13 protein-coding genes are annotated in these 13,554 nt (G+C 47.0%); 6 read left to right on the forward strand and 7 right to left on the reverse strand.

What is annotated here, in order from left to right:
• Positions 1-514: 514 nt before the first annotated feature.
• The 3 genes from ACR6Z4_RS05825 to crcB (ACR6Z4_RS05835) all read left to right on the forward strand — a co-directional run bounded on the left by ACR6Z4_RS05825 (position 515) and on the right by crcB (ACR6Z4_RS05835) (position 2,932).
• Positions 515-970 (forward strand): DUF2214 family protein, encoded by a 456-nt coding sequence (locus tag ACR6Z4_RS05825; RefSeq protein ID WP_479716295.1) that lies wholly within the window; start codon positions 515-517, stop codon positions 968-970.
• A 234-nt stretch (positions 971-1,204) separates the two neighbouring features.
• The gene (locus ACR6Z4_RS05830) at positions 1,205-2,305 is read left to right on the forward strand and encodes a patatin-like phospholipase family protein (RefSeq protein WP_479716296.1); all 1,101 of its coding nucleotides are present in this window, start codon (positions 1,205-1,207) and stop codon (positions 2,303-2,305) included.
• A gap of 201 nt (positions 2,306-2,506) precedes the next feature.
• Positions 2,507-2,932 (forward strand): fluoride efflux transporter CrcB, encoded by a 426-nt coding sequence (crcB, locus tag ACR6Z4_RS05835; RefSeq protein WP_479716297.1) that lies wholly within the window; start codon positions 2,507-2,509, stop codon positions 2,930-2,932.
• Between the two features lie 152 nt (positions 2,933-3,084).
• On the opposite strand, the gene crcB (ACR6Z4_RS05840) is transcribed toward crcB (ACR6Z4_RS05835), so the two are convergent.
• The gene (gene crcB, locus ACR6Z4_RS05840) at positions 3,085-3,534 is read right to left on the reverse strand and encodes a fluoride efflux transporter CrcB (protein ID WP_479716298.1); all 450 of its coding nucleotides are present in this window, start codon (positions 3,532-3,534) and stop codon (positions 3,085-3,087) included.
• 94 nt (positions 3,535-3,628) lie between these two features.
• Positions 3,629-4,036 carry an ArsR/SmtB family transcription factor gene (locus tag ACR6Z4_RS05845; protein WP_479716299.1) on the reverse strand — a complete coding sequence of 136 codons (408 nt, stop codon included), beginning with the start codon at positions 4,034-4,036 and terminating at the stop codon, positions 3,629-3,631.
• Positions 4,037-5,297: 1,261 nt separating this feature from the next.
• On the opposite strand from ACR6Z4_RS05845, the gene ACR6Z4_RS05850 reads away from it, so the two are divergent.
• Positions 5,298-6,944, forward strand: a complete 1,647-nt coding sequence (locus tag ACR6Z4_RS05850) for a helix-turn-helix domain-containing protein (RefSeq protein ID WP_479716300.1) — start codon at positions 5,298-5,300, stop codon at positions 6,942-6,944.
• Here the strand turns inward: ACR6Z4_RS05850 and modB are convergent.
• A complete protein-coding gene (modB, locus tag ACR6Z4_RS05855) occupies positions 6,908-8,770 on the reverse strand; it encodes a molybdate ABC transporter permease subunit (protein ID WP_479716301.1) in 1,863 nt (620 codons plus the stop codon). The two genes, ACR6Z4_RS05850 and modB, sit on opposite strands and share 37 nt — an antisense overlap.
• Positions 8,771-8,826: 56 nt before the next feature.
• Entirely contained in the window at positions 8,827-9,624 is a 798-nt protein-coding gene (gene modA / locus ACR6Z4_RS05860) for a molybdate ABC transporter substrate-binding protein (protein WP_479716302.1), read from the reverse strand.
• A gap of 670 nt (positions 9,625-10,294) precedes the next feature.
• On the opposite strand from modA, the gene ACR6Z4_RS05865 reads away from it, so the two are divergent.
• On the forward strand, positions 10,295-10,738 hold the full coding sequence (locus tag ACR6Z4_RS05865; RefSeq protein ID WP_479716303.1) for a TOBE domain-containing protein: 444 nt from the start codon (positions 10,295-10,297) through the stop codon (positions 10,736-10,738).
• A gap of 181 nt (positions 10,739-10,919) precedes the next feature.
• The gene (locus tag ACR6Z4_RS05870) at positions 10,920-11,129 is read left to right on the forward strand and encodes a TOBE domain-containing protein (RefSeq protein ID WP_479716304.1); all 210 of its coding nucleotides are present in this window, start codon (positions 10,920-10,922) and stop codon (positions 11,127-11,129) included.
• A gap of 51 nt (positions 11,130-11,180) precedes the next feature.
• Here the strand turns inward: ACR6Z4_RS05870 and ACR6Z4_RS05875 are convergent, their stop codons facing one another.
• The 3 genes from ACR6Z4_RS05875 to ACR6Z4_RS05885 form a co-directional block, all read right to left on the reverse strand.
• The gene (locus tag ACR6Z4_RS05875) at positions 11,181-11,828 is read right to left on the reverse strand and encodes a class I SAM-dependent methyltransferase (RefSeq protein WP_479716305.1); all 648 of its coding nucleotides are present in this window, start codon (positions 11,826-11,828) and stop codon (positions 11,181-11,183) included.
• 291 nt (positions 11,829-12,119) lie between these two features.
• Positions 12,120-13,100: a cysteine synthase A gene (cysK, locus tag ACR6Z4_RS05880; RefSeq protein ID WP_479716306.1), complete on the reverse strand. Its 981-nt coding sequence runs from the start codon at positions 13,098-13,100 to the stop codon at positions 12,120-12,122.
• Positions 13,084-13,542 (reverse strand): ArsC/Spx/MgsR family protein, encoded by a 459-nt coding sequence (locus ACR6Z4_RS05885; RefSeq protein ID WP_479716307.1) that lies wholly within the window; start codon positions 13,540-13,542, stop codon positions 13,084-13,086. The genes cysK and ACR6Z4_RS05885 overlap by 17 nt, the downstream gene beginning before the upstream one ends.
• Between the last annotated feature and the right edge of the window lie 12 nt (positions 13,543-13,554).

Below are 13,554 nucleotides of genomic sequence, written 5' to 3' on the forward strand. Positions count from 1 at the left end.
CTTGTTCTCAAATAACTGGTTGCCCTTGCAATGGGTTCGGCATCTGGGATTGATGGGAATTGAACACATTCCCCCGGTCAAACGAGAGCTAATTCGATATGCCATGGGTCTGGCAGGACATCATCCCAACTTGATCAGCCTGAAATCAATCTGATCAAACAGGCGATATCCCCATTTACAGCGCTTCGCGCTTGAATATGTTTAGATTTTTTGTTGTGTGCCGCGCTCCGCGCGACACACAACAAAAAATCTGTGGCTTAATCAATTGAAAATGGCTGTAAACGAATTTTTGGGCACATATAGCGATCCTAAATTCGGTGTAAAAGCGCCCGCCCTTCGGGCGGGCGCTTTTACACCGAATCATTTTCACAGATCAAATAGGATTGCTATAGACGTTCAGGAGGGGCTTGGCACTGCAAGGCGCGTTTCTACCTATCGCCTGTCTTAATGGGGTGACGTCAGGCTAGACCAGTCGTACAATTTGTAAAACTCTTCAATTCATCTTAAAAAACCTATGTGGGGAAGTGCGGTTACAGCGTATTTGCATTATTTGGGCTTCATGGTAGCGTTTGGGGCACTGACCATTGAACACCTGACATTAAAAAAAGATCTGGAGCTGAAAGAAGCCTGGAGAATCTTAATCGCAGATTCTGTTTACGGCTTATCGGCAACCCTGGTGCTGATCACGGGAATTTTACGGGTTATCTACTTTGGGAAAGGAACCGAGTACTACCTCAGCAGTCCAGCGTTCTATACCAAGGTAGGGATCTTCATCGTGGTGAGTTTACTATCGTTGTATCCGACCTTTTCGTTTCTCACCTGGATTAAAGGCTTGCGAGATGGCAAATCCCCTACCCTGGAAGTAACCCAAGTCAAGTGGCTTACCTGGTTAATCCGGGGAGAGTTAGCTGGATTTGCCCTGATTCCCCTATTTGCAGCGATCTTAGCACGAGGAATTAGACTGTTTTAGCACCTCATATTCAATCAAACCGAAGATTGGTATGTAGAAGCTTTGCACCTGAAAGATTACGGCTTTTGCGTGAGAGCCTTGCTCCGCAAGGTTCTCACACAAAAACTTGTACGGCACGCCCTTGAGAATCGATATATTCTCCAAATGATGGAAAAGTACCCTAACGGGTATCACTCCTGGAGAATTGCATCTCTAATAATAGGCATATCCATCTAACACGGTGCAATTCAACCTATGCAAATCTGGAATCCTGACACGGTTCGTCAACAGCATCACCTCTATCTGTCTGATAAACAGATAGCAAGCATCCAAGCTAAGCTACCCCGTGCCGCAGACGGACAATTTTATGCGGATGCCGTCTTTGAAGGGGGTGGGGTGAAGGGAACTGCCTTTTTAGGAGCATTACGTTGCTTCAGTGAAGTCGGCATTCAATGGCGCAAAGTCGCTGGAACATCGGCTGGAGCGATTACGGCAGCACTGGTAGCTACACGCTTCAGCATCGCTGAGCTGGAAGGCATCATTGCTCGGTTGAACTATATGGATGATATCCTCAGCCAGAAGAATTCGTTTATTTTTAATGATTCTCCAGAAGATGATTTGCGCGATCCCAAGTGGATGATTGCAAACTTAGTCTTAACGAGTCACAAAGGACAGTATTCATCAGAGCCATTTAAGCAGTGGTTAAGTAAAACATTAAAGGATCGCCTCGATACCTTCGCTCCTTTTCTAAATGGGTTAGGCAGTGCCCCAGAGTGGTATAACCAGCGACAACTCAAGATTATTGTATCTAACCTCAGCGATGGGGAAATGTGCATTCTTCCAGATGATTTACCCAAATATGACCAACAACCGGAACACTTTAGTGTGGCTGAAGCAGTTCGTTTATCGATGAGTATTCCGTTCTTCTTTGAACCTGGTCAGTTGAATGGTCGCACGATTGTTGATGGTGGCATTTTGAGTAACTTCCCGTTGTGGGTTTATGATGCACCTCAATCTCGCGCTCCCAACTGCCCAACCTTTGGGTTCCAATTAACCAACGAGAAGCGGGAAACCCGTCCGATTAAAGGGGCGATCGATATTCTTTCTAGCATGATGGATACGATGATGGTAGCGCACGATCGCTATCACCAACGCGCAAACGATCAAGGTCGGGTAATTAGTATTGATACATCCAAAGTTTCCGTGACGAAGTTTGATTTAGACAATGCTGACAAAGATTATTTGTACCGAAAAGGATACGAAAGTGCTAAAGCATTCTTGCTAGATCAATGGGATTGGAACAAGCACCTACAAAGTCGAGGCTATGCTTTACCCCTAGCTCAACTGGTTAGCTAAGAATCGTGGATTAAATCAGATCAACTATTGAATCGTTTGTAGGGGCGAACAGCCGTTCGCCCCTACAAAAAATCATCGGATGATAGTTACGGTGTTGAGAGAGAGCCGCGCTCCGCGCGGCTCTCTCTCAACAACTTGTATGTCACGTCATTGAGAACTACGATGAATTGGGTTTAACTATTTGATTCTCGATTGAACAGTATGTGGAAACATCCGGTAGTAGAAACGGTAGGTGGGATTAGTTTGGGTGCGATCGCTGGGGCACTCAGTCGCTACTACATTGGGATTGGGTTTACGCAACTGTTTGGAGAAACATTTCCCTACGGCACCCTGTTTATCAATGTCACGGGATGCTTTGTCATGGGCTTTTTCACAACATTTTCTCTAATCCGAGTCGCTACTATTCGCCCAACGGTACGACTAATGGTAACCACCGGATTTTTAGGGTCTTACACCACCTTCTCAAGCTACACATTAGATGCCATGAAACTCCTCCAGCACAACCCGGAGCGTGCTATGTTCTATTGGGGTGGCACAGTTATATTGGGCCTGATCAGCTTGCAACTTGGTATCGCATTGGCTGAGATGATTCATCCGCAAACAAGCCCAGATCAATCAGAATCATAATACGTCATTCCAGTGGTATCCCCTGGTAGAGACACGATTCATTGCATCTTTATGATCAGCCTAATATGATACCGATTTAAACAGACTGCACGGCGCATCAATTTTCTGTAAGGGCGCATCGCGATGCGCCCCTACGGGATCTTGTGCAATTGCTAATTAAATCGGTATGATATCATCTGTCTCGCTAAGAAAATCCCTAAAGCTACGCACAGCAACCCTAAAACAGGACTGCCCAACCCATACACCAGGGCACGTTTGTGGCTACCCATCCGGTGTAAATTTGAAGTATCTAGCGCATAGGTAGAGAAGGTCGTATAAGATCCCAAAAACCCCACAATCAACAGCGATCGCCAATCTGGAGACCATGCGTGTTGATCTATCAACGTTGCCAGAAACCCAATTAACCCAGCCCCCGTGAGATTGATCAGGAAAGTTCCATAGGGAAATGTCGTCCCCAACCGTTGAGCCGCCAGTAAGGTGAAGTAATAGCGGCATAACGCTCCTGGAATCGCACCCGCTGCTACCAGTAGAGGGATCTGTAAATCGAGGCTCGGCAATAGATTGAGGTCTACCAATATAGCAACTCTCAAGGGTGTAAACATACAAGTTGTTGTGTGGGAGCCGCGCTCCGCGCGGCTCCCACACAACAACCATAATCCATTCAGGCACGCAGCGCTATAGTCTAATTAGACACTCCTAACGACTTTGCCTGAGCTTGGACAATTGCAGCAATTGTTCGCTTTGTTGTTTCATCTGCATCGTCAGGGTTTCGCAAACTAAATCGCAGAGTTCAAACAAAAACGGATTAGCAATCCGATAATACACGCACACGCCACGTTGTTCTCGTGCGACTACCCCTGCTTGCGTCAACATTTTCAGATGCTTAGAAACATTCGCCTGTCCTAAATCAGTGGCTTGAATGATTTCGGTGACATTTTTAGCACCCGACTTTAAAGAACAGACAATCTGAAGTCGGCTAACTTCTGACAATACTTTGAAAAAGTCTGCCATCAGCCCCAAGGATTCGGGAGTTAGTTTAGAAAAATCGCGCTCACCTATTCTTTCTTGAACCGTACCTGATTTTTTTAGCGCTTTTGTCGGCATGAACGGTATTCCAAGGATTTAGTATATCTAGCCCTATCATTATATTGTCGTACAGTAGTAAATGCCCATCCCTCCGCAGGCTAAGTTATAGCAGCAGCCGAAGGGCTGGTTAGGACGGGGTGCAGGGGTTCCGAACCCCTGGCTGCGGGCGCAGCCCCCATACCCCCACTGTCTTCACCATCTACTCAATTGTTATAAAAGACAAATATAGCCATCCTAAATCGTACCTATTCTTCGGGCGATCGCTTTCACCCCGGATCATGGGCAAATTTATACTTCTATTCAGCGACGCCGTTGCGAGAGGCACATCTTCAGGTGCACCTCTTGCAACCCACTTGGGAGTGCGATCGATATCAACCCACTATCCTGATCCGGGTCAATCACCTGGCAGCAATTAAAGGGTTATTTTTACCCAGGCAGTAACGCGACATTCTCACTAACGAACAATCGGGACTGATTGATGTGTCAATCTGAGCGTTAAATTTACAACAATTTTAAAGTACTAACGTTGTTATTATTGCCCTGGCGATCGCCCATTTAATCACAATTTTAATCGCATAAAATAGTCTATTAAACAACGTAAAAATGACTACTTAAGATGACGCCATATAATCTATCCATAACCGTAAGAGCGATCGCAGTTTTTAACGTGACTTCAACGTCAGTACAGACGTAACAACAACCAGCAGCAGCCACTGAATGATTCAGTGGGGACAGCCGAAAAAATCAATAGATTTGGATACGTAAGCTTAAGCCCTATCCCCAGAATGCCTGATATGAATACCCTGCCTACGCTACCTATTTGATTTATCCATCATCATCGACTACACTTTATTGCAGAAATACTCTAGGATTAAGCCACTCTTTTCTGTTCAAAATACCAACAAAATTGGTAGAAAAGCGTTGCCATTTTGCGCAAGCCAAACATATTGGATTGAGTTCTCTAAATCAGACAAATTTCCCATGAAATTGACGCTTCTTGCTATTTACGATACAAAAAAATGGCAGGAAGTTTAAAAGAATATTTAAACGCTCATTTTGGACAAAAATATTTTATTCCTTCATTAAAACTTTGATCATTCAAATCTCATTATTAAGCTCTATCGAGTTTTGCAACAAACTTTTATCAACGATAAAAACTCAATTGCAAAAAGCCGATTTTCTTCATATTGACCCCGAGTATTTTTACAGAGTTTTATAGTTATCAAATCTCAGATTTCATCTCGTTTTTGAAGCTCAGTACATTTTTTGAGTAGTTATCATGGCTTATAAAATTTCTAATGATTGTCTTGCCTGTGATAACTGTCGCCCCCTCTGCCCGACCGGGGCAATTGACGTGGAGGATGGACAATATTGGATTAATCCAGATCTCTGTAACGACTGTAAAGAATATGCAGAACCTCAGTGTGTCATCAGTTGTCCATTGAGTCTGCCGATGCCATCGCAGGCAAAAAAAGGGAGAGCTAAAATTGACTCTCGCATTCCCACCAGTCCTGATTTATTTGCCAATACTAAAAACAGCCCATTTGCCTCTGCCTTGGTCGTCTGGGAAGCTTGTAATTTGTTGGCACAGCGTCAATCATTGCTGGCTGGCGGAGATGTAGAGAATAAATTTACCTATCAACGCACGTTAAACAAACACGGCAATTTAAAATTAGAAGTCCGTGACATACCCCAGCAAAATTCGTTAGTGCCCATTGCCGGTAAAGGGACGATTACCAGCCTCGAAGCGTTTGATATTCGGGCTGCTTCTATGCATCTGATCTATGCTGCTCATGCGACAGCGCTAGATCAACCCTGGGAGCAAACCTTTGTGATTAGCGATCGCCAAATTGAAGATTATTTAGGCTTAGACAAACGCAAAGACCTGAGCAAACCTGCCAGACTCACGTTGATTAAGGAAATTGCGCAGCAACCTTGTCTGATCAATTTGACGATGAACTATCCATCGCAAGGACGAATTCCAGGATTTTCTTGCGAAAATGAACCGCTCTGGCATGTGTTAGACATTCATCATTCGTTTCAAGAAGATGAGATGGGGTGCAAACATCTGGTCGGACTGACCTTTACAATCCGGGCAGGCATCTGGGCAAAATATTTTCTCAATCGCCAGGGCTGTAAAGAGCGTACGGCATTTTATCAATACAGCGTTTTACCAAAATCGTTGCTCAGTGCCATCACCAGCATTTGGCAACAGCATGAAGGCTCTGCCCGGATGATGTTGTGGCTGCTATTTAAGGTACGCATGGGTAGAGAACAACGGATCATGGTGCCCACCTTGATGCGGATTGCCTATGGGGAAGACCGGATCGCGCGGGCAACGGCTCAACGAGAAGAAAGAAAACGGTTGATTAAAACCTTTGAAAGTGATCTTGAAGTCTTGAATCACTATGGCTTAAAACCTGTCTTTGATCCAGAAACTTATACGCTTGACATTCAACCCCTGTGGGCAAAATTAGGCGAACTGCCAGAAGATGCCGAAGCGGCGTTAGAATTTTGGATGAATGATGGCAGCAATGATACTCGGCTGACGGATGTTAGCCCCCGTGGTAAGTGGAACCTGCTGATGAATGCCCGCATTCTCTGGTTTGAATTGCCAACGGAATGGCAGTCAGCTTCAGGAAAATTAGACCGGAAGAAACCGCGATCGCACAAAGGATCGGGGCACAAAGTGCGAAGCTACGGCAGCAAAAAAAAGAAACCGCGATCGCAAGCCCCAACGGAAGTCTCGATCTTATTGACAGGCGCACAAATTGTTGCTGCCCGCAAGCAACATGGTTGGAGCCAGCGAGACCTGGCAGAAAAAACTGGAAAAAGCCAGAGTTGGATTCGTGATATTGAAAAAGGTCGGTTTTGTCCCAAAGCAGACGATCAAACATTATTACGCAGAATGCTGGAATTAGAATAATCGGGTTCTTCAACCATGGTCATGAGTCGCAGTGGATCGAGCTGCACCCACCAGGGAAACGGACGGTCTTTGATCGTTGCCCATTTTTCTTTGAATACCTCAGCCTGGATATGATAATCATGCAACCCCTGAGCCGGTGAGTTGAGCTTTAAAAACAATGTCATCCGGTGTTGCGTTTCACTGGTGGCAGCCAGCCATGCAGGAAAGGTATTCTCTGACGTTGAATCAGGGGCAAAGCCAATTTGATGGGCACGAATCCCCACAAATGCCAGGTCTTGAGGAATTGGTTCTATCACCTTGAGTGAACACCCCCAGTCGATCGCGTCGATCGCTTGAGCCGAACTTAACCGTGCCCGTGAGAAATTTTTGCACCCCGTTAATACAGCGGTGGTGTAAGTATTGGGACGTTCGAAGATCAATTGTTTAGACCCATTGGCGATCGCTTTTCCTTGCGACATCACAAGTAAATTAGTACAAACTCGATACGCTTCTTCTAAGTTATGTGTTACTAAAAGTGTGATGCCTGTATAGCCTGATAATGTTTCAATCAGCTGGCGTTCGAGTTGATAGCGTAAATGCGTATCCAGTGCCGAAAACGGTTCGTCTAATAACAATACATCGGGGTCGGGCGCTAAGGCGCGTGCCAAAGCGACCCGTTGCTGTTGTCCTCCCGACAGTTGGTGCGGATAGCGATCGCCCAATCCTTCTAAATGCACGGCTGCCAGTTGCATGGCAACCCGTTGCGATCGCACCGTTTTAGGCAATCTGTGTAGACCAAAGGCAATATTTTGTGCCACAGTCAGATGGGGAAATAGCGCATAATTTTGAAACACCAAGCCCACCCGACGACGCAAACTGGGTAAATTAATCTGGCGATCGGCATCAAACAACACCCGCCCATTCAGCACAATCCGTCCACTCGAAGGCGTTTCCACACCTGCAATACAGCGCAAGATCATACTCTTGCCCGCACCCGATGACCCCAATACCCCCAACGCTTCTTGCTCAGCACTAAACGCCACATCTAAGGAAAAGCCAGAGAGTTGTTTTTGGATATCGACGAGTAAGGTAGACGCAGAGGAGCGAGGAGGCTGGGGAGGCTGGGAACTGGGAAGCGGGACGGGATTTATCTCATCGCTCTCAGTTCGGCTCGACTGCCTGACACCACCTCGCCGCCGCCTGACCCATATATTGACCGTGACAATGCCAGAAAGCGAGAGTCCCATAATTACGATCGCCCAAAACCAGGCTTCATGCATAGCTCCGGCTTCAACGGCAAAGTAAATTGCCATGGGAATCGTCTGGGTTTGTCCGGGAATATTGCCCGCGAGCATCAGGGTGGCACCAAATTCACCCAGGGCACGGGCAAACGCCAACATGGTTCCTGCGGCTACTCCCGGCAATGCCAGCGGCAATGTGATTCGCCAAAATATCCGCCATTCAGATGCACCCAGCGTTCTGGCGACCTGGAGCAAGCCGCTGTCGATCTGCTCAAATGCACCCAATGCCGTTTTATACATCAACGGAAAGGATACAACTGTAGCGGCGATCGCGGCAGCATACCAGGTAAAGATAATGGTGACGTTGAACGGTAATAACACCTGCCCAATCGGACCATTTTTACCCAACAACAGTAACAATAGAAAGCCGACGACGGTGGGTGGCAAGACCAGAGGAGAGAGCAACAAGCCCTCTAACAAAGATTTCCATCGACCCCGATACCCTAACATGCCGTAGGCAACAGCAATTCCCAAAAAGAAAGTAACGACCGTTGCCAGAGTAGCCGTTTTCAACGAGATCCACAGGGGGGACAGATCAACAATCATCGTCAACTCTCCTTTGGGACAAAATCAGGGTTACACCACCCTCATTCGCCCACTGCTTACGCTATACCAAACCCAAAGCTTGTGAAAATTTGACGAGCGCGATCGCTCTCTAAAAATTGGACAAATTGCCGCGCCACCGATTGATTGGAACTGCCTCGCAACACTGCAACCGGATAAACAATCGGAGAATGCAGATCATCGGGTGCTGTTGCAACTTGCGTGACCTGATCAGACATACGAGCATCGGTGGTGTAAACAATGCCCGCGTCGGCATTACCACTTTCCACTGCTGCCAACACGTTCCGCACCGTATTGCCAAAGACCAGTTTGGCTTGAATCTGATCCCACATTCCTAAAGTAGTGAACAACTCCTGGGCATATTGTCCCGCCGGTACACTGCGAGGTTCGCCGATGGCAATGTGACGAACATTGGCTTGGGTTAACTGGCGAAAGCTAGTCAACCCCAGGCTGGAATTACGCGGCACAATCAATACCAAATGATTGGTCAGTAACGTCCGACGAGTATCGGGCAGAATTAAATTTTGCGTTTGCAACGCATCCATTTGTCGTGTTGCTGCCGAAACGAAAACATCGGCGGGGGCACCCTGTTCAATTTGTTGTTGCAAAGTACCCGAAGAACCAAAGTTGTAATTGACTCGGATATTGGTATGGGCAGATTCAAACAGGGGCTTGATATCGTCCATCGCATCTTGCAGACTGGCTGCCGCAGACACTAAAAGAGTTGTCGGGGTCTGAGCACTGACAGGCGCAGATGTAAAGCTTCTCAAGCCCCATGAAAGTGCGATCGTGGCACAGATGCCAGCGATAAATGCAAGCAAGTATCTTCTTTTCATGATTTCAACCGAAACTTTCAATAAAACTGAAGCGAACTGGAATACTGGTGTGGATTTTGGCTGTTTTGGATTGTGGGGTGAGCCTCCACTGAGGCATTTGACCCTCCATCTATAATCAAAGCTGACTTTGACAGATTAAACTGTATCCAATGATCCTGATTTACCAACTTAGTTGGTAGCTTGTCCATCTTACACTGAAATCTATACCAACGACCTATCAATCACCTGTTTTTTCTAGTTCTCACTCAGGTTGTATTGATTTAACGTCGGGGCATGGCTATCAGTAAGGAGCTGTAAAGAAATAACATGAGCTGGGCTGTTAGCTGTTGGCTAATAGCTAACAGCTAACAGCCAGACAAAACCATGCAACTATTTTTCAACAAACCCTAAGCAATCCTTGATTCATCCTGAACATTCTTGCTCTACTGCTACGCCCTTTTAGCAAGCTATAGCGCTGTGTGAATTAATTCAGTCCGGTATTATGGGGCGCTCCGTGCCGCACAATATCGTTTCTGTAGTTAACGAACTTACACACCGCTATAATCATCAGGTTGCTTCAGAAATAGATATGATGAAAAGCGAAAATTCTCCATGACTGTCATCGTTATTCACCTAAATTCGATGCCGATGTTGACCCCCCGTTACCCAGTCGCTAGATAGTAAAAACACAATGCCAAGAAAAGAGCAAGGATGGATTACATTCCAGTCCTCATCCGAAGAACGCCAGATTTTAGAGCAATATTGTCAACAATCTCAACGGACTAAAACTGAAATTTTGCGAGAATTGGTGCGGAGTTTAAACCGTCCCGAAGATACAACAATGGCACCCTCTCAGAGTCAATCTTATGAGCCAGAGATGACAACACCGGAGGGATCAAAAACGCCTTCAGATCTACCAATGGTAAAAATTAGTGCGCGAAATCTTCTCAAATCTAAGATCCTCCGTTTAGTCAGGGGTGTGGTCAATACAGAAGTCACCTTAGAGATCGCACCGGGGATCACGTTAATTTCAATCATTACGACCACATCAGCGCAAGAATTGGGATTGGTAGAAGGAAAGATGGTGTATGCGGTGATCAAATCCAATAACGTGATGATTGCCGAAGCCGGGTAAGCGAGACAAGCATCAATATGTACTCAAATCATTCTCAAATCCAATCTTTAAAAAATACGTCCTGGCGATCGCCTTCAGAGTGAGTATGATAGACTCGTCTCACCGTTAAATTCATAGCTCAAAAAACGTGAATTTCAACGTCATTTTTTATCAAATCATGATTCATTGAAGAGGAATCTCTATGGAAGTCAGTGCGCGTAATGCGATCAAAGGAACCGTAAAACAAGTGGTAGTAGGGTCGGTGAATGCAGAAGTCACCTTGGAAGTTGCTCCGGGTGTTGAAATTACGTCGATCATTACGAAAGCATCGGCAACGAAACTGGGGCTAACAGAAGGTAAGGAAGCTTACGCTGTGGTTAAAGCCAGCGATGTCATGCTGGCAACAGATTGAGGGTGTCCAACAGATCCAGCATTCTGCGCCTCAGATCAAACCGATCGCGGCTTAAGTCACACTCTTTTTTCGCGCCACGATGTGAAAGATGTGCCAATGCTTGGTTTCTCCCAATGCCGTTTCACCGGGATGATCTTCTTCTGCAAAAAACTCGACATCAAACGATCGCAATAACGCTTCAACTTGTATCCGAGTATGGGCAGTCATCGCAGGATTGGCTGCCCACGAATCGCGATCGCCAAATAACTGTCCACAAAACCGTCCTCCCAACCGCAACGAGCTGACAATCGTCTGCCACAGCGTTGAGAAATGGTCGGGTGAGCAAAACGGCAGTGAAAAACTGGCATTGATCAAATCAACCGATTCCGGTAAAGTCAACACTTCAAATCGGCTAACCTGCGTTTGCAGTTGGGCTGGGTTAATCTCTGGACGATTCAGCAGACGGGCGATCGCTGCTGCTTCACCATCAATGCCCAAAACCTGCCAGCCTCGCTGCAATAGTTCCACAGTATCACGCCCTTCACCACAGCCGAGATCGACCGCAAACCGGGGTGTAACAGGCAACGCTTCTGCGTCAAACTTTTCCAGGGCACATAGCAGGGTTTCACGCGGCGGACGACCTGCCACCGCATTGTAGTAAGCCTGCCAGCGCTCTGGCGATTTTAGAGGTTGATGGGGATGAGTTATGGAGTCAGACATAGAACAGGTTCGAGGGGATGCTATATCGGTTGAAGATCGGTTGAATGATCGGTTGAATGAAAGCCTCATGGCATAATACCGATTTAATGTGAAGCTGCATCTTATTCAACCCCCGGCTATCGCCGTCCTCCTTGGCAAGGGGGACTACAGGGGGTTCTAGTCTGGCGCAACTTCATAAAAGATTGGTATAAGGCTCTCATCTAATGGCAGGAAGGGAATGCCGGGGAGAGAATGCCGGGAAAAAATGCCGGGAGAAGTGCGATCGCCTTCAATCCGGCAGCAGGGCAGACCTCACATCGACATGGCAGGTGCCATCTGTTCTGCCACGGGAACAGATTCGGGATCATTGAACAGCACAGTGCTGAGGTAGCGTTCGCCAAAACTGGGTTGAATCATCACAATCAGTTTTCCGGCATTTTCAGGGCGCTTTGCGACTTGAATCGCGGCACAGAGGGCTGCCCCCGATGATAAGCCCGAGAGCAAGCCTTCTTCTCGCGCTAAACGGCGACCATAGGCGATCGCCTCTTCATCACTGACCTGCACCACTTCATCAATCAACCCCACATTCAAGATTTCGGGCACAAATCCAGCCCCAATTCCCTGAATTTTATGGGGTCCCGCTTGTCCACCCGACAGCACAGGGCTGCGACTGGGTTCTACAGCAATCACCCGAAAATCAGGTTTGCGGTGTTTGATCGTTTCCGCAATGCCCGTAATCGTGCCCCCTGTACCGACCCCAGCAATCAAAATATCTACCTGTCCGTCGGTATCTGCCCAAATTTCTTCGGCAGTAGTATCCCGATGAATTTGAGGATTGGCAGGATTTTGGAACTGTTGCGGCATGAACGCATGAGGAATTTCAGCCACCAGTTCTACGGCACGGGCGATCGCACCTTTCATGCCTAAATTTCCAGGCGTCAGCACCAGTTCCGCACCATAGGCTTTAAGCATGGCTCGCCGTTCTAAACTCATGGTTTCCGGCATCGTCAGGACGATACGATAGCCCTTGGCAGCGGCTACCATTGCCAGAGCAATGCCCGTATTCCCAGAGGTAGGTTCGACAATCACGGTTTTGCCGGGTTCGATCAATCCGGCTGATTCTGCCACCCGAATCATGTTGGCACCAATCCGATCTTTAACTGAAGCCGCTGGATTTGCACCTTCTAACTTAACGACGATGGTTGCCACACACCCTTCGGCTTGCGGAATGCGGTTGAGTCGTACGAGGGGAGTATGACCAATTAATTCGGTGACATCATTGGCAATGCGCATGGTTTAGCTCTCCTTGGAGTGAACGGGGACACGTTTGTAGATCTTGACTCATAAGATGATCATATATTGCCTGCTGCGTTGCACTCTGAGGCTGTAAACGAATCCAACTATTAATCTCATCGAAGTCAAAGCCGCACCCATAGCGATCGCCCACCTGTAGCAATGGACGACGAATTAAAATCGGCTGCTCAACCATTAATGCCAGAGCCGTATCGGCATCAAGGTGTTCGGGGATCACCTCCCCAGATTTGATGGCGGGTGCAGTACGGTTAAACCATTCGACCACAGGACGCTGACCAAAAAATAGGCGCAGACGATCGACCGTCCACGCTTCTGTTAGTAAATTACGCACCTCAAGATCATGTCCAGCTGCCTCCAGAAGGGCTTTTTGTTTGGTGTTATTAATACAACCCGGTTTTTCGTAGAAAATGATAGTCGTCATAAAAGATAAAAA

This window comes from Calyptranema fuscum S582, from assembly GCF_055793305.1.